The sequence below is a fragment of the Niveibacterium umoris genome, assembly GCF_014197015.1.
GTDB lineage: Bacteria > Pseudomonadota > Gammaproteobacteria > Burkholderiales > Rhodocyclaceae > Niveibacterium > Niveibacterium umoris.
The window spans coordinates 507,670-522,891 of sequence record NZ_JACIET010000001.1; the positions used below are offsets into that span (position 1 = coordinate 507,670).

General features: G+C 63.9%; 18 protein-coding genes. 15 read left to right on the forward strand and 3 right to left on the reverse strand.

The features are described from left to right. Position 1 precedes the first annotated feature (1 nt). From flhF to motD, 6 genes are all read left to right on the forward strand, one after another. Entirely contained in the window at positions 2–1,630 is a 1,629-nt protein-coding gene (flhF, locus tag GGR36_RS02170) for a flagellar biosynthesis GTPase FlhF (protein ID WP_221229477.1), read from the forward strand. Further along, a complete protein-coding gene (locus GGR36_RS02175; protein ID WP_183631409.1) occupies positions 1,627–2,412 on the forward strand; it encodes a MinD/ParA family ATP-binding protein in 786 nt (261 codons plus the stop codon). Before flhF ends, GGR36_RS02175 begins: the two co-directional genes overlap by 4 nt. A 128-nt stretch (positions 2,413–2,540) precedes the next feature. Beyond that, positions 2,541–3,296 carry an RNA polymerase sigma factor FliA gene (locus tag GGR36_RS02180; protein WP_183631411.1) on the forward strand — a complete coding sequence of 252 codons (756 nt, stop codon included), beginning with the start codon at positions 2,541–2,543 and terminating at the stop codon, positions 3,294–3,296. Positions 3,297–3,311: 15 nt separating this feature from the next. Continuing rightward, positions 3,312–4,052 (forward strand): flagellar motor protein, encoded by a 741-nt coding sequence (locus GGR36_RS02185; protein WP_183631413.1) that lies wholly within the window; start codon positions 3,312–3,314, stop codon positions 4,050–4,052. A gap of 217 nt (positions 4,053–4,269) precedes the next feature. Next, a complete protein-coding gene (locus GGR36_RS02190) occupies positions 4,270–4,875 on the forward strand; it encodes a peptidylprolyl isomerase (RefSeq protein WP_183631415.1) in 606 nt (201 codons plus the stop codon). 154 nt (positions 4,876–5,029) lie between these two features. Then, a complete protein-coding gene (motD, locus tag GGR36_RS02195; protein ID WP_183631417.1) occupies positions 5,030–5,860 on the forward strand; it encodes a flagellar motor protein MotD in 831 nt (276 codons plus the stop codon). A 134-nt stretch (positions 5,861–5,994) separates the two neighbouring features. Here motD and GGR36_RS02200 read toward each other — a convergent pair whose 3' ends face one another. The 3 genes from GGR36_RS02200 to flgA all read right to left on the reverse strand — a co-directional run bounded on the left by GGR36_RS02200 (position 5,995) and on the right by flgA (position 7,711). Beyond that, complete coding sequence (locus GGR36_RS02200) at positions 5,995–6,471, reverse strand: flagella synthesis protein FlgN (protein WP_183631419.1); 477 nt, start codon at positions 6,469–6,471, stop codon at positions 5,995–5,997. Positions 6,472–6,499: 28 nt separating this feature from the next. Further along, the gene (gene flgM, locus GGR36_RS02205; protein WP_183631421.1) at positions 6,500–6,805 is read right to left on the reverse strand and encodes a flagellar biosynthesis anti-sigma factor FlgM; all 306 of its coding nucleotides are present in this window, start codon (positions 6,803–6,805) and stop codon (positions 6,500–6,502) included. 198 nt (positions 6,806–7,003) lie between these two features. Then, complete coding sequence (flgA, locus tag GGR36_RS02210; RefSeq protein ID WP_183631423.1) at positions 7,004–7,711, reverse strand: flagellar basal body P-ring formation chaperone FlgA; 708 nt, start codon at positions 7,709–7,711, stop codon at positions 7,004–7,006. Between the two features lie 215 nt (positions 7,712–7,926). Here flgA and flgB point away from each other — a divergent pair, with 215 nt between their 5' ends. From flgB to flgJ, 9 genes are all read left to right on the forward strand, one after another. After that, entirely contained in the window at positions 7,927–8,334 is a 408-nt protein-coding gene (gene flgB, locus GGR36_RS02215; RefSeq protein ID WP_183631425.1) for a flagellar basal body rod protein FlgB, read from the forward strand. A 14-nt stretch (positions 8,335–8,348) separates the two neighbouring features. Beyond that, the gene (flgC, locus tag GGR36_RS02220; protein WP_183631427.1) at positions 8,349–8,759 is read left to right on the forward strand and encodes a flagellar basal body rod protein FlgC; all 411 of its coding nucleotides are present in this window, start codon (positions 8,349–8,351) and stop codon (positions 8,757–8,759) included. A gap of 14 nt (positions 8,760–8,773) precedes the next feature. Then, positions 8,774–9,478, forward strand: a complete 705-nt coding sequence (locus tag GGR36_RS02225) for a flagellar hook assembly protein FlgD (RefSeq protein WP_221229478.1) — start codon at positions 8,774–8,776, stop codon at positions 9,476–9,478. A 19-nt stretch (positions 9,479–9,497) separates the two neighbouring features. After that, positions 9,498–10,733 (forward strand): flagellar hook protein FlgE, encoded by a 1,236-nt coding sequence (gene flgE / locus GGR36_RS02230; RefSeq protein WP_183631429.1) that lies wholly within the window; start codon positions 9,498–9,500, stop codon positions 10,731–10,733. 71 nt (positions 10,734–10,804) lie between these two features. Continuing rightward, positions 10,805–11,545 (forward strand): flagellar basal-body rod protein FlgF, encoded by a 741-nt coding sequence (gene flgF / locus GGR36_RS02235; RefSeq protein ID WP_183631431.1) that lies wholly within the window; start codon positions 10,805–10,807, stop codon positions 11,543–11,545. A 103-nt stretch (positions 11,546–11,648) separates the two neighbouring features. Further along, a complete protein-coding gene (flgG, locus tag GGR36_RS02240; protein ID WP_183631433.1) occupies positions 11,649–12,431 on the forward strand; it encodes a flagellar basal-body rod protein FlgG in 783 nt (260 codons plus the stop codon). 12 nt (positions 12,432–12,443) lie between these two features. Continuing rightward, positions 12,444–13,115, forward strand: coding sequence for a flagellar basal body L-ring protein FlgH (locus GGR36_RS02245; protein ID WP_183631435.1), 672 nt, complete (start codon positions 12,444–12,446; stop codon positions 13,113–13,115). A gap of 11 nt (positions 13,116–13,126) precedes the next feature. Beyond that, positions 13,127–14,230: a flagellar basal body P-ring protein FlgI gene (locus tag GGR36_RS02250; protein ID WP_183631437.1), complete on the forward strand. Its 1,104-nt coding sequence runs from the start codon at positions 13,127–13,129 to the stop codon at positions 14,228–14,230. A gap of 9 nt (positions 14,231–14,239) precedes the next feature. Continuing rightward, positions 14,240–15,127 (forward strand): flagellar assembly peptidoglycan hydrolase FlgJ, encoded by an 888-nt coding sequence (flgJ, locus tag GGR36_RS02255; RefSeq protein ID WP_183631439.1) that lies wholly within the window; start codon positions 14,240–14,242, stop codon positions 15,125–15,127. Positions 15,128–15,222: the final 95 nt, after the last annotated feature.

The following is a 15,222-nucleotide window of genomic DNA, read 5'->3' on the forward strand; positions in this document are numbered from 1 at the left end:
GATGATCAACGTCAAACGCTACTACGGCCGCACCGCGCGCGATGCGCTCCGGCTCGTCAAGGAAGAGCTCGGCAACGATGCCGTGGTGCTTTCGAACCGGGCGGTCGATGGCGGTGTCGAGATCCTCGCCTTGCCGAGTGAAGAGGTCGGCGCGGTGCAGGCAGGCATTCGCGCGCAGACGCGCGCCCAGCCGGCCCCGCCACCGGCGCCCGAGCCGATCCGCGTGCAAGCGCCCGCACCGCGTGCCGTGGCCGCCAAGGCGCCGCCCCCAGCGATCGCGATGCCGCGCGAAGAAGAACACGATTTCCGCGTCAGCCTGAGCACCCGCGTGGCGCACGCCAACAACACTGCGGAGTCGTTCACTCAAGGGCTGGCAGAGGGCGTGCCGCACGCGGTCAGCGATCCGCGCGCGCAGATTCGCCCCTTCATTCCGCCGCGGGTCGACCGCGCTGGCCGGCCAGTGGAGCCGCCGCTGGAGCGCCCGACGCCGCCGGAAGACCCATGGGCGCAACGCGCCGAGTTGCGCGCCGAGGCTGCGGAACCCTATCCCGCGCGCCCGCAGCCGGCACAGCCGCAGGTTTCGCGCCGCGAACGCCAGGCCGAGGAGCGCGCCGCAGAGATCGCTGCTCGCATGGCGGCCGACGCGGCGGAAGCCGAGAAGGTGCGTGCGCTGGAAGCCGCCAATGCGAAGATGGCCGACGAACTCGGTGCGATTCGCGGCATGATCGAACGCCAGCTCGCCGGCTTCGCCTGGGGAGAACTGACCCGCGGTGCACCGGTACGCGCCCAGATCATGGGCGAACTGCTGGAAACCGGCTTTTCGGCGCAGCTCTCGCGTGAATTGACCGAGACGGTACCGGTCGACGTTGCTGCCGACACCGCGCGCACGATGGTGCGCAACCAGATCAGCCGTCGCATGCTGACACTCGAATCCGAAGCAGATCTGATCGAACGTGGCGGGGTGTATGCGCTGGTCGGGCCGACCGGGGTCGGCAAGACCACCACCGCGGCCAAGCTCGCTGCGCGGTGTGTGGTGCGCCACGGCGCGGACCGGCTTGCGCTGATCACGACAGACGGTTACCGGATCGGCGCGCATGAGCAACTGCGCATCTACGGCCGCATCCTCGGCGTGCAGGTGCACACGGTGCGCGACGCGTCCGAACTGCGCCGCACGCTGCAGGATCTGGCCGGCAAGCACATGGTGCTGATCGACACGATCGGCATGAGCCAGCGCGACAAGATGGTCGCCGAACAGGCCGCGATGCTCTCCGGCGCGGGCTGCGTTCGCCGGCTCCTGCTGCTCAACTCGACCAGCCGCGGCGACACGCTTGAAGACGTGGTGCGTGCCTACGAAGGGCCGGACCTGGCCGGCTGCATCCTGACCAAGACCGATGAGGCGGTGTCGCTTGCCCCTGCGCTGGACGTGGTGATCCGGCACGAGCTGCGTGCCTACTACGTGGCCAACGGGCAGCGCGTGCCGGAAGACCTGCACCTGCCCAACCGTGCCTGGCTGACCCACCGTGCCTTGCGCGAACTGACGCCGGACTCGCCATTCCGGCTTACCCCCGAAGATGCCGGGCTGCTCAGTTCCGCCCCGCGCCTTCGTGGCAACGATGGAGCGCACGCATGAAAGCCGGCTTCGAGGATCAGGCCGCGGGTCTGCGCAAGCTGTTGCGCAAGGCGCCGCCGCAGGTGGTTGCGGTCAGCGTGTTCGGTGCCCGTGCGATGCACTGGTTTGCCGGGCAGGCGCTGACGCGGGCGCAGGGCGGCCGGCATGTGGTGGCTTTCGACGAAATGGCGACCAGCGGAAATTTCGCCGATGCACTGGGTGCCGCGGCGCGCTTCGATCTGTTGCAGGCGGTGGAACGCCATGTCGCGCTTGACGCCGTGCGGGTCGATGCCGGGCCGGGCTTGTCGCTGTTCCCTTCGGCGCGGCTTGCGCGTGCGCTCAACGGTGCCGACCGGGTGCTCAGCGATCGCTTCGCCGATACTTGCCGCGCGCTGCAACGAGGCAGCGATCTGTGGCTGATCCATGCGCGGCCCGACGAGGGGCGGGTGCTCTCGCCGCTGGCCAGCGCAGCGCACCGTATGGTGGTGGTGCTCGACGGCTCGCCGCGTGCGACGACCGAAGCCTATGCCTTGATCAAACGGCTCGACGGCGGGCCATGGCCGCAGATCGACCTGGCGCTCGCGCCGGCACGCGATCCGGACGAGGCCGAAGCGTTGCTGGCCAACCTGATCCTGGTCGGCCACCGGCAGACGGGACTCGCGCTGCGCCGGGTAAGCAGCCTCGAAGCCTGCGCGGCCGCTGCGGCGGCAGTGTCGGATTCGGCAGCGGATGGCGTCTTCCTTGAACGCGTGCTGGGTCTGGCCAAGCGGCGCCAGCGCACATCGATGGCGCTGGCCATGTAGCGGCCTGAGATAAAAAATCCTGAAAAAGGGCTCAATTTCCCTCTCAGGCGGCCGATAGTGTGAGTAGCAACGGCAGGGAGGCTTCGCCGAAGCCTCGAACGAGACCGTAGAAGAGAGAGTCACACGAGATGTACACGGCATCGGGAACGCTAGACAAGAACCAGCTCGTCACGCAGTACGTTCCACTTGTGAAACGTATCGCGTACCACCTGATGGCCAAGTTGCCGGCCAGCGTGCAGGTGGAAGACATCATCCAGAACGGCATGCTGGGCCTGCTCGACGCGATCGGGCGCTACGAAGAGGGTCTGGGCGCCCAGTTCGAGACCTACGCGGTCCAGCGGATCCGCGGCGCGATGCTCGACGGCCTGCGCGAGAACGACTGGCTGCCGCGCAGTCTTCGCCGCGAAATGCGTCGCATCGAGACGGCCATCCACCAGCTCGAACAGCGTTTCGGGCGGCAGCCGACCGAGAAGGAACTCTCCGAGGCGTTGGGCATGACCCTGGTCGACTACCAGAAGATGCTGCAGGAAGCGCGCGGATATCAGCTGGTGTATTTCGAGGATTTCAGCGACGAGGAAGAAGAAGACTTCCTTGAGCGCCATGTGGCAGGACACGAAGCCGACCCGCTGGACGTACTTGAGGACAAGACGATGCGCGAATCGCTGGTGAAAGCCATTGACGATCTGCCGGAACGGGAAAAGATGGTCATGGGCCTCTACTACGAAGAGGACCTGAACCTGCGCGAGATCGGTGAAGTGCTTGGCGTATCCGAATCGCGGGTCTGCCAGCTGCACAGCCAGGCAATTGCGCGCCTGCGTTCGCGCATTACCGGCACGGTGCGTGCCCATGCGGCCAGCACGCGCGGGCGCCGCGCATCGGCATAAGCCAGGGAGCCGGGCGTGGACAAGATCTCCATCTTCGGTCTGCTGCTCGGCCTCACTGCCATCGTCGGCGGGCAGGTGCTGGAGGGTGGCCACGTCGGGTCGCTGGTCCAGCCGACTGCATTCATGATCGTGATCGGCGGCACCCTCGGTGCGGTCATGCTGCAGAGCCCATTCACGGTATTCCGTCAGGGCGTGAAGATGGCTGTGTGGATCTTCGTGCCACCGGCGCCGCCGTTTCGCCGCGTGATCGACCAGATCGTTTCCTGGAGCGGCATTGCCCGCAAGGAAGGCTTGCTTGCGCTGGAAGGGCAGGCTGCTGGCATCAAGGATCCATTTGCCGCCAAGGGCCTGCAGTTACTGGTGGACGGCGTCGAGCCGGAGCGCCTGCGCGAAGTGCTTGAAGTGGAAATCGGCGCGTGGGAGCAACAGCTCAAGACCAGCGCCAAGATATGGGAAGCCGCCGGCGGCTACGCGCCGACCATTGGCATCCTCGGTGCGGTGATGGGCCTCATTCATGTGATGGAGAACCTCTCCGACCCCTCCAAGCTGGGTGCCGGCATCGCGGTGGCCTTCGTTGCCACGATCTACGGCGTCGGTTCTGCCAACCTGATCTTCCTCCCGGTCGCCAAGAAACTGCTGGCGCACATCACGCAACTGGTTGCGGTGCGAGAAATGATGATCGACGGCCTCGTCGGCATTGCCCACGGCGACAACCCGCGCATCATCGAGAGCCGGCTGCAGGGGTATATCGCCTGAGGGCGCTGCGTCGGCGTTCGTATCCGGCGGCGCTGCGGCCGATGCAGCGATTACATTCCAGACACGATTTGCAACGACTTGTCGTCAGCGCCGCAGGGCACTGTCGGGTGATAATTACGAGTTGGCGCGATAGGCGTCGTCTACCGGACCCAAGGCTCTGAAAGTCACCATGTTCCAAAATACTTCGATCGTGAAGCTGGTTTCCTCGTTCTTTCTGATGTCGCTGCTGGCCGCATGTGGCGGCGGTTCTTCGGACAGCGGCAGCGTGACGCCGACGCCGCCGGCCAGTAACTGCAGCGATGCGGGTGTTGCTGCGTCAAATGCCAGCGCTTTCCCCACAGTGTGCATGCTGACCAGCCGCGGCGAGATGGTTTTCGAGCTCTATCCGGCCAGCGCGCCGGCAACCGTCAGCAACTTCCTGAAATATGTGAGTGCGGGTTTCTATTCCGATACGGCGATCCACCGCGTAGTGCCATCCTTCGTGTTTCAAGGGGGCGGCTATACCCGTGAACTGAAGGCAAAGGATGCCTTGTATGGCCCGATCACACTCGAGAGCAACAATGGGCTGAGCAATCTGCGCGGAACCATCGCCATGGCGCGGACCAGCGACCCGAACTCTGCGACGTCGCAGTTCTTCGTCAACACGGTCGACAACCTGATGCTGAACTACGACCCGAACGTTGCTGGCGCCAACGGCTATGCGGTGTTCGGCAAAGTCATTTCCGGTTTGCCGGTGGTTGATGCCATTGGACGTTCGGCGACCAATGCGGTCGAACAGCCGACACCCGGCATTACGGTGTACTGGGTCAAGCAGCTCAAGTAATGGGCGCTGCTGTCGTGTGAGCAGAAGGGGCGATCGATATTCCGATCGCCCCTTTTTGTATGGGCGCCTTGTCGCGCATGACTGCGCGGCTGCGCTCAAGAAGCGGGGCGGATTGCCGTTAATTCTGATGTTCCCTCAACAACGGAAGCTGGTCATGGCGGGCCGTCGCAAGCACGAAGAAGAGCACGAGAACCACGAGCGCTGGCTTGTCTCGTACGCGGACTTCATTACCTTGCTGTTTGCGTTCTTCGTTGTGATGTACGCGCTCAGTTCGATCAATGAGGGCAAGTACCGCGTCTTGTCCAATTCTCTGGTCAGCGCCTTCCGCAATGTCACGACCAATGCGGACGGTATGAATATCGTGCCGCGTGCGTCGATTTCCGGAGCCGTGCCACAGCAGAACCGGCCGCAGAAATCGACCCAGCCCGAATCAAAGGCGCGCACCCAGGCGCGTCAGCAGATGCACAGCATGGCCGAGCAGGTGCGGCGTGTGCTGGAACCCCTGGTGCGCAGCGGTCAGGTCAGCGTGAGCGAGGGCGCGCACGGCATTTCCATCGAAATCAACGCCAGTGCCTTGTTCAACCCGGGTGAGGCTTTGCTTGGGCCGGAGGCTGCACGTGCGCTGAGTGCGGTCGGTCAGGTTGTCGCGCAAGGCGACTTCCCGATTCGCGTCGAGGGGCATACCGATAGCGTGCCGATCTCTACAGCCGCGTACGCCTCGAACTGGGAGTTGTCATCCGTGCGGGCAAGTTCGGTCGTCCGCTTGTTCATCGAAGCCGGCGTCGACGCGCGGCGGCTGACGGTGGCGGGCTACGCCGACCAGCGGCCGGTGGCGGACAACAGCACCGCGGAAGGGCGTCAGCGCAACCGCCGGGTGAGTATCCAGGTGGAATCGATGTTCCCGCCGGAAGCCGAAGGGCCGTCGGTCGGGCCGATCACGCCCAGTCCGGGCGGCGCAGCACTTGGGGCGACTCTGCCCGAGTGAAGGCAGTTTCGGCTTGAGTGTGTGATGTGCCCTCGCTGCGTGCGCCCCGCCGGCATGGGATGAATACCTGCTGCAACGCCAATTGCCGTGAGAACACGACGAATCGTGATGCGAGGTTTTCCGCCGTAGCTGGATCAGGCCTGGCCGAAGAGACGGCCGCCCGGACGTGCCGAGGTGATCCCGTCGGCGTCGTAAAGCGAAGGCCCGCTATGCGCGAGCAGAACGCTCATGGCCTGCTGATTGACGCGTAGCTGGTCACGGATGAAGGTGCCGTTGCGCGCGTTCGCGTCATGGGCGCGCCGCGCCAGCCCAAGGTAGTGCTGCCAGGCGTTCACGGTTTGTTGAGGAAGCAGGGCAATGAAGTCGCCGATCCTTGCCGCGCTGGCGTCGACACCGGCGCGACTCAGCAACAGGGCGCGCGCGTTTTCCGTCTGCTGCAGTTGCCGGACGGCCGCCGTCTTGTCTTCAGCCAGCGTCAGCAGGGCTTCGACCTTGCCGGTGAGCAGCAACTCATGCTCGTCGTCGAGCAAACGCACGAACCGCTCCAGCTGGCTGGATGCTTCAGCCAGCAGAGCGGCGAACTGTGCCTGGAGCAGGGCGTTCGGGGTCAAACCCGGCGCGCCTTTCGATCAGCGCGCATCAAGCCTGACGGGGTTGCGCGGTCAGCATCTGGCGAACGCTTTCGAGCAGCCCGTCTGCGACTTTTTCGGGATTGACCCGGAAGCGGCCTTCGGAAATTGCCTGCTTGAGCTCGCCGACCTTGGTTGCGTCGACTTCCGGCACGCTGGTCAGCGTGCCCTGCAGTTGCTGCAGTTGCGATGCCAAAGGCGAAACTTCCACCTTCGAGCCCGCTTCGGCGCCCGGTTTGGCAGCGCTTTCGCGCGGACCTCGCGCCTTCACGTCGCCGGCATTGCCGACGCCCTTGTATGTGCCTTCGATCTTCATGATGTCGCTCCGGTTATGGCCTGTTCAAAGCCTTCGCGAAAACGGAACTGCCTGTCTTGCACCGTGTTTGCGTAGTCTTCTTCGGCTTGTTGTCAGGTTTAACGGCGCCAACCTGCGGAACTTTAACAATTTTCCATTCAATTCGAGTAGGCCCTGACCCTTGCTCCCGGGCCCGGCGCGGCACTTGGGCTGGTTGCGTCAGGGCGTGATCTCGACGCGCCCGCCAGGCTTGGCGATCCCTTGCAATACCTTGCCGGAATCGAGCCTCACCTGGACAAGCTGCCCCTCGGCGCCGGGCGTCAGCGCGACGCCCTGATTCGCGACTTCGAAGCCTCCGCCCTGCGCTATGACCTGCACCCGTTGCCCGCGTTCCACCACTTGTACCGTCAGCAACTGGCTGCTGAGCAGTGCGCTGCCACTGGCGACCGGCTGGCGCAGCGTGCGGCCGGTGGCTTGCGTGGCAGCGGTGAGCACGCCTGCACCCTGGGCGGCCAGATCGCCGTGGCGCACTTCCCAATCGCTCGTTCCGAGCACGGTTCCTGCAGCAAGTGGCCGCGAGGCGACCAGATAGTCGCCTTCAATCCTTACGTGCGCGGCGACATAAAGCGTCCACGCCGGCGCGCTGCAACTGACTCCGACCGTAGTGCGGCCCCAGGCCCGTTGCCCGCTCGGAAAGAATGCCCTCAGCGTGTTGCACGACTTGGCGTTGCGCGGGATGGCGGTGTCCGCCAACTCGATCTTCACCTCGCCGAGGCCCGGCGTGGCGGCTCGCTGCAGAAAATCGACCACGCTATCGCGGATCGCCGCCCGCGCAGGCGTCATCGGCTCGCTGGCGCGCGCCGCGCTGGCGAAGATCAGTGCGGCGCCAAGCAGCGATGTGAGCAGGAATCGGGTCTCGGTCTTCATCGATGCGGATTGTCACATGGGCAGCGCTTGCCGTGCCGGCCGGCAAGGCTTGCCGTTCGCGGCGGCAGTCAGTGCCTGAATTGCCGGCTTTATCCGTCTCTATTCGGCGCAAGGCCTGCTGTGCGTGGCGACGAGAATGCTGGCACGGAAGCTGCAAAAGGGTGGGCGTGTGTTCCGGACCGCCCCAGGCAGCCCGGGCCACCAGGAGATTTGCGATGACCACCACAGCGATTGACCGTCACCTTGGATTCCAGCAAGCCGCGCTGAATGCGCGTGCTTACCGCCAGGAACTGCTCGCCGCCAACATCGCAAACGCCGACACCCCGCACTACAAGGCGCGGGACATCGACTTCAAGGAGGCACTCATGGGCGCACTGGACGGTAAGGTCAAGCCACTGGCGCTGAATACGACCTCGGCGCGGCACATCGACGCCGGCGAGAAATCGCCGATGTCGCCCTTCGTCAAGTATCGCCAGGAGACGCAATCCGCTGTTGACGGCAACACCGTGGATATGGATATCGAACGTTCCGCCTTCGCCGAGAACGCGGTGCAGTACGAGGCCAGCCTCTCGTTCATCAATGGTCTGCTGCGTTCGATGCAGCAGGCGGTTTCGAACCAGTAAGCGGGCGTTGAACCATGAGCACGCTCAATGTCTTCAACGTTGCCGGTTCGGCCCTCAGCGCGCAGGCACTGCGCCTGAACGCGGTGGCCAGCAACCTCGCCAATGCCGAGAGCGTCGTCAAGTCGGACGGCCAGCCGTATCGCGCCAAGCAGGTGGTGTTCGAGGCGGTTCCCATGGGCAACAGCGGCGCCGCGATGGGCGTGCACGTCAAGCAGATGGTGGAATCCGCCGCGCCCGGGCGCTTGGTCTATGACCCGAAGAATCCGGTCGCCAACGCCGAGGGCTATGTGCAGATGCCGAACGTCGATGTGGTGGAGGAGATGGTCAACATGCTCTCTGCCTCGCGTTCATACCAGACCAATGCCGAGGTCATGAATACCGCCAAGACCCTGATGCAACGCACGCTGCAACTGGGCCAGGGCTGATCGGGAGTTGAATCATGTTCGTTTCGTCTGCGAGTAGCACCAGTAGCGGCGCCGGCGTTGTCAGCCAGGATCTGCTCGACTCGATCAACGGGAAGAGCAAGTCCAAGACGGCCTCAGGTGACGCGAGTCCGGTCTCGCAGGATCACTTCCTGCAGATGCTCACGACCCAGCTGAAGAATCAGGATCCGATGAATCCGATGGACAACGCGCAGATGACCTCGCAGCTTGCGCAGATCAGCACGGTCGACGGGCTCACCAAAGTCAATGCCACGCTGCAGACGATGCTCAGCGCCTTTCAGGCCGACCAGACGATGCAGGCGGCCGCGATGGTCGGACGCGGCGTGCTGGTCGATGGCAAGGGGCTGCAGCTCTACAACGGGCAAGCGCTCGGTGGCGTCGATCTGAGTGGCGCGGCAGACAAGGTGAAGGTCTCGATCGTCGATTCGAGCGGGCTGGAAGTTGCAAACCTCGACCTCGGCGCGATGGACGCCGGTTCCCATGTCTTCACCTGGGACGGCAAGACTTCAGCCGGCGCAGATGCGGCTTCGGGCATGTACTCGGTGAAAGTCAGTGCGGTGCAGGGCGACAAGAGTGTCACCGCCACCGCGCTGCAACTCGGTACGGTGAGCAGTGTGGTCAGTGGTGCCCAAGGCGCCCAGATCGAAGTCGGAAAACTCGGCATGTTCTCGATGTCGGATATCAAGCGGATTCTGTCCTGAGCGGGCGAGGAGAAGGATCATGGCATTTCAGCAAGGCCTCAGCGGGCTTAACGGCGCATCCAAGGCAATCGACGTCATCAGCAACAACGTGGCGAACGGCAGCACGATCGGATTCAAGAGCTCCCAGACCAAGTTCAATGATGTCTATGCGGCCGCACTCAACGGCGCTGCAGCGGGCGTTCAGGTCGGTATCGGCGTGAACGTCGGCGCGGTGTCACAACTGTTTAGTCAAGGCAACATTACGCCGACCGGCAACCCGCTCGATTTGGCCATCAACGGGAACGGATTTTTCCGGGTCCAGCAACCCGCAGGCGCGGTGGCCTATACCCGAAACGGGCAGTTCGAGATCGACAAGAACGGTTACGTCGTCAATGCGGCGGGCTATCGGCTTCAGGGATACCCTGCAAACGCGCTTGGTGTGATCCTTCCCGCGACGCCGCAAGACATCTTTCTGAATACCTCGGACTTGCAGCCGAAGCCGACGACCTCCGCGAAAGTCGGCCTCAACCTTGATTCGCGCCAGACGGTCCCGACGGTGCCCTTCGTCAGTACCGCTGCTGCCCCCCTGCCGGATCCCCTGTCGTACAACTCATCGACCTCGATCTCGATCTACGACTCCCTCGGCAACCCCCACATCTACACGATGTATTTCGTGAAGACCGGCGGCGGTACATGGGATATGCATACCTCGGTGGATGGCGCCGCGACAACCGGCCCGACCGCACTGGCGTTCGACACCTCTGGAGCGCTCACGACGACGATGCCATTGACGGTGACCGCGACGTTTGCGCCGACCTTTGGTTCTGCGACGCCGCTGACCTTCGAGCTCGACTTCACAGGATCTTCGCAGTACGGCAGCGCGTTCGGTATCAACCGTCAGGTGCAGGATGGCTACGCGTCGGGCCGTCTGTCCGGCATCACCATTGCGCAGGACGGCACGATCCAGGGTCGCTACAGCAACGGTCAGTCGAAGATCCTCGGCCAGACTGTGCTGGCGAGCTTTGCCAACCCGAACGGCTTGCTTTCGCTGGGTCAGAACCTCTGGAGCGAATCGCCGGAGTCTGGCCAGCCCCTGGTGGGTAGCCCAGGTTCAGGCAGCCTAGGCCTGGTTCAGGCGGGTTCGGTGGAGGAATCGAACGTCGACCTGACCGGTGCGCTGGTTGATCTGATCACGCAGCAGCGCAGCTACCAGGCCAATTCTCAGTCGATCAAAACGCAAGACCAGATCCTCCAGACCCTGGTCAACCTGCGGTAAGGGTTGGCAGAGGAGGGGTTGTGACCCGCACGTAGCCACAGCAATACAGCCAACGGAAACGGAAACTCAAAATGGACCGTGCGATCTACACAGCGATGACTGGCGCCAAAAGCACCTTGTTGCAACAGGCCGCCGTCGGACACAACCTCTCCAACGCCACCACCGATGGTTTCCGCACCGAGATGCACCGCCTGCGCGCGGTGCCGGTGTTGTCGCCAGCGCAGCCCTCGCGAGCCTTCGTGGTCGACGCCAGCGTCGCCAGCGACTTCACGCCCGGTGCCTTGCAGCAGACCGGACGCCCACTCGATGTCGCGCTTCACGGAAAGGGCTGGTTTGCGTTACAGATGCCGGACGGGAGCGAGGCCTACACCCGTGCAGGCCGTTTCGAAGTCGATGCCAATGGTCAACTCGTTAACGAGCGCGGCTTGCAAGTGCAGGGCGAAGGCGGCCCGATCGCGTTGCCGCCCGACAACCGCTACGAGATCGCAGCCGACGGCACGATCAGCGCGATTCCGCGCACAGGCAGTCGCAATGCGGCCGAAGTTGTCGGCCGACTGAAACTCGTCAACCCGGATGAGGCCAGTCTCAAGCGTGGCGACGATGGCTACTTCCGGCTCGCAAATGGCCAGCAGGCCGACCCGGACGCGAATGTGCGGGTTGCCGGCGGCTACGTCGAAGCCAGCAACGTGAACGTGGTCGAGCAGATGGTGAACATGATCTCGCTGGCAAAGCACTTTGAGTTGCAGACCCGCATGATCTCGTCGCTCGACACCAATGCGAAGACTGCCGATCAGGTACTGGCGATCACCTGATCTGGTCACCGAATTGAACCGGGCTTTGCCCGCTTATCGGGCCTAGCCCTCCGCGCAAGACGGGGAACAATCCTGCCATGCGCGTCGTAGAAGGAGCTTCATCATGATCCCCGCACTGTGGGTGGCCCGTACCGGACTGGATGCCCAGCAGACCCAGCTTGACGTCATTTCCAACAACCTCGCCAACGTCAGCACCAACGGCTACAAGCGCGCGCGCGCGGTCTTCGAAGATCTGCTGTACCAGACCTTGCGGCAGCCCGGTGCGCAGTCGTCGCAACAGACGCAAGTGCCTTCTGGCCTGCAACTGGGTACCGGCGTGAAACCGGTGGCCACGGTGAAGAACCACTCGCAGGGCAACCTGCAGCAAACCGGTAATACGCTTGATGTGGCGATTCAGGGCGAGGGTTTCTTTCAGGTTCTGTTGCCGGATGGCACGATTGGTTACACCCGCGACGGTTCCTTCCAGAAAGACAACACCGGCCAGATCGTGACGTCCAGCGGCTATCCGGTGGATCCGGCGATCACGATTCCGCCCAATGCGCAGTCGGTGACGATTGCGAAAGATGGCACCGTCAGCGTGACCACGGCCGGCTCGGCTACGGCAACCCAGATAGGCACGATGCAGGTCTCGACGTTCATCAATCCGGCGGGTTTGCAGGCGGTGGGTGAGAACCTTTTCCTGGAAACTGCATCGAGCGGCACTCCGACCGCCGGCACCCCCGGTACCAACGGGGCTGGCGTGCTGAACCAGGGCTATGTCGAAACATCAAACGTAAACGTCGCTGAAGAACTGGTGGGTCTGATCCAGACCCAGCGTGCATATGAGTTCAATTCAAAGGTTGTGACGACCGCTGATCAGATGCTCGGCCGGCTGTCGCAGATGTGACGGAGCCTGATCATGCGCGTCCGTAACTTCCTGACGGTGATGCTCGCGGCGGTGTCGCTCGCGGCCTGCGTCACGCCGCCGCTGACCAACGTGCACCAACCGATGACGACCCGCGCGCAACCGCGCCCGGTCCAGGAACCGATTGCCGGCTCGCTGTTCAGCACCAACGCCAGCCAGCGCGGCATGTTCGAAGACCGGCGCGCACGCCTGGTCGGCGACACGCTGACGATCAACCTGGTCGAGAAGACGGCTGCGACGAAGAATGCCAACAGCTCGGCAAGTCGCGATTCCAAACTCTCGGCCGGAATCCCGACGATGACCCACGTGCCGCTGCATTACCTGCAGGGCGTGGATCTTTCGGCCACCACCAGCGACACCTTCGCCGGCAAGGGCGCCTCGGCGGCGAACAACAACTTCACCGGCACGATCACGGTGACGGTGATTGATGTCTATCCCAACGGCAATCTGCTGGTCTCGGGCGAAAAACGCGTGGCGATCAACCAGGGCGACGAGTTCATCCGCTTCTCGGGCGTGGTGAATCCGATGTTCGTCAGTTCGGCCAACGCAGTGAATTCGACCCAGGTGGCCGACGCGCGGATCGAGTACCGCGGTAGCGGCTACATCGACGAAGTCCAGCAGAAGGGCTGGCTGGCGCGCTTCTTTGATGTGATTGCGCCGTTCTGAGGAGCCCTGGCATGTGCAAGCGCATCAAAGTCCTGCTGGCGGCGCTCTCGCTGTGTCTGTGCAATGTCGCGGGCGCCGAACGCATCAAGGACATCGCCAACATCGCCGGTGTGCGCAGCAACCCGCTTGTGGGCTACGGGCTGGTAGTGGGGCTGGATGGCACCGGCGACCAGACGACGCAGACGCCCTTCACCGTTCAAAGCATTGCCAACATGCTCTCGAACATGGGTGTGGCGCTACCAGCAGGCGTGAGCCTTCAGCTCAAGAACGTCGCCGCGGTGATGGTGACTGCGACCTTGCCGCCGTTTGCCCAGCCGGGGCAGGAAATCGATGTGACCGCTTCGTCGCTGGGCAATGCGAAAAGCCTCAAGGGCGGCACCCTGCTGATGACCCCGCTGAAAGGGCCGGACGGGAACGTCTACGCCTTGGCCCAGGGCAACCTGGTCATCAGTGGCGCCAGTGGTGGTGGAGGCGGGTCCAAGGTTACCGTCAACCATGTGTCGGCGGGCCGCATACCCGGCGGTGCGATCGTCGAGCGTGCAGTGCCGATGCCGGTGGGCGCTGCCGACAGCGTGTCGGTCGAGCTGCGGCAGGCTGATTTCGGTACCGCGCAGAAGGTCGCCGAGGCGATTAACCGCAGTGTCGGCAAGCCGGTGGCGATGCCGCTGAACGGTCGCCAGATCCAGGTCAGCGCGCCGGCCGAACCCGACCGCCGCGTGGCCTTCCTCGGCATGCTGGAAAACCTCGACGTCGTGCCGGAACAGGGTGTCGCCCGCGTGATCGTGAATTCGCGCACCGGCTCGGTGGTGATGAATCGCGCGGTGCAGTTGCAGGATTGCGCGGTGGCGCACGGCAGCCTCACCGTGACGGTTACTGCCGACAACCAGGTCAGCCAGCCGAATGCCTTTGCCCGCGGCGAGACCACGACCACCCAGAACACCCAGGTCGACATCAAGCAGGAGCCCGGCAACCTGATCAAGGTGAAGGCCGGCACCAACCTTGCCGAAGTGGTCAAGGCGATCAACGCGGTCGGAGCGAATCCGCTCGACATGATCGCGATCCTGCAGGCGATGAAAGCGGCGGGTGCGCTGCGCGCGGAACTCGAAGTGATCTGAGGCCACGCCATGGCCGTGCCGATCCAGGATTCGATCTTCGACACGCGCCGCCTCGGCGAGCTCAAGCGCCTCTCCGGCGAACGCTCGCCGGAGGCGCTGAAGGCAGTCGCGCAGCAATTCGAAGCGCTGTTCATGCAACTGGTCATCAAGCAAATGCGCCAGAGCGCGAGTTTTGGCGACGCCCCTTTCGATGGCGAGACTGCGCAGTTCTATCGCGGCATGGCCGACCAGCAACTTGCGCTGAACCTCTCGAAGAAGGGCGGGCTGGGCCTGGCCAAGGCGATCGAACGTCAGCTTGGCGCGAGCATGGGCCTGCAAGCGGAGCCTTCGACCGACATTCCGGCGCCACCTCGCACGGCGCCTTTGCCGGGCCATGCGGCAAAGTCTGCCGCCGCGGCAAGCGCCGGGCAGAATCCGCCGGATAACGGCAATGCGGCAAGCTTCATCGACCGCATCTGGAACCATGCCAAGCAGGCCGCGCAGTCGCTCGGTGTGCCGACCCAGTTCATCGTCGGTCATGCGGCGCTCGAGACCGGCTGGGGCAAGTCCGAGATCGCCCGGCCCGATGGCAGCCCTTCCTACAACCTGTTCAACGTGAAGGCAGGTAGCGACTGGAAGGGCGATACCGTCGAGGCTTCGACCATCGAGTACATCGGCGGCGTGGCGACGCGGCGCACCGAACGCTTCCGCGCCTATGCCTCGTACGACGACGCGTTTCGCGATTACGCGCGGCTGATTGGAGCGAATCCGCGCTATGCCCAGGTTGCCGGGCAGTCCGATGCCGCTGGGTTCGCGCGCGCGTTGAGCCGTGGCGGTTACGCGACCGACCCGATGTACGCCGACAAGCTCACCCGCATCATCGGCGGCAACACCCTCCGCGCTGCCCTGTCGTCCTGAGCGCACCCCGCGCGGCCTGCGATCAGCGGGCAATCAAGCTATCCCCGAATTCAGGCAAAGGAATTGCTTAGATAAGCCGTAAACGGCATTACGGG

Bases quoted from the DNA above. Each gene is read 5' to 3' on its own strand.
- flhF (WP_221229477.1), top strand. From the start codon at position 2: ATGATCAACGTCAAACGCTACTACGGCCGCACCGCGCGCGATGCGCTC.
- GGR36_RS02175 (WP_183631409.1), top strand. From the start codon at position 1,627: ATGAAAGCCGGCTTCGAGGATCAGGCCGCGGGTCTGCGCAAGCTGTTG.
- GGR36_RS02180 (WP_183631411.1), top strand. From the start codon at position 2,541: ATGTACACGGCATCGGGAACGCTAGACAAGAACCAGCTCGTCACGCAG.
- GGR36_RS02190 (WP_183631415.1), top strand. From the start codon at position 4,270: ATGTCGCTGCTGGCCGCATGTGGCGGCGGTTCTTCGGACAGCGGCAGC.
- motD (WP_183631417.1), top strand. From the start codon at position 5,030: ATGGCGGGCCGTCGCAAGCACGAAGAAGAGCACGAGAACCACGAGCGC.
- flgM (WP_183631421.1), bottom strand. From the start codon at position 6,805: ATGAAGATCGAAGGCACATACAAGGGCGTCGGCAATGCCGGCGACGTG.
- flgA (WP_183631423.1), bottom strand. From the start codon at position 7,711: ATGAAGACCGAGACCCGATTCCTGCTCACATCGCTGCTTGGCGCCGCA.
- flgB (WP_183631425.1), top strand. From the start codon at position 7,927: ATGACCACCACAGCGATTGACCGTCACCTTGGATTCCAGCAAGCCGCG.
- flgC (WP_183631427.1), top strand. From the start codon at position 8,349: ATGAGCACGCTCAATGTCTTCAACGTTGCCGGTTCGGCCCTCAGCGCG.
- GGR36_RS02225 (WP_221229478.1), top strand. From the start codon at position 8,774: ATGTTCGTTTCGTCTGCGAGTAGCACCAGTAGCGGCGCCGGCGTTGTC.
- flgE (WP_183631429.1), top strand. From the start codon at position 9,498: ATGGCATTTCAGCAAGGCCTCAGCGGGCTTAACGGCGCATCCAAGGCA.
- flgF (WP_183631431.1), top strand. From the start codon at position 10,805: ATGGACCGTGCGATCTACACAGCGATGACTGGCGCCAAAAGCACCTTG.
- flgG (WP_183631433.1), top strand. From the start codon at position 11,649: ATGATCCCCGCACTGTGGGTGGCCCGTACCGGACTGGATGCCCAGCAG.
- GGR36_RS02245 (WP_183631435.1), top strand. From the start codon at position 12,444: ATGCGCGTCCGTAACTTCCTGACGGTGATGCTCGCGGCGGTGTCGCTC.
- GGR36_RS02250 (WP_183631437.1), top strand. From the start codon at position 13,127: ATGTGCAAGCGCATCAAAGTCCTGCTGGCGGCGCTCTCGCTGTGTCTG.
- flgJ (WP_183631439.1), top strand. From the start codon at position 14,240: ATGGCCGTGCCGATCCAGGATTCGATCTTCGACACGCGCCGCCTCGGC.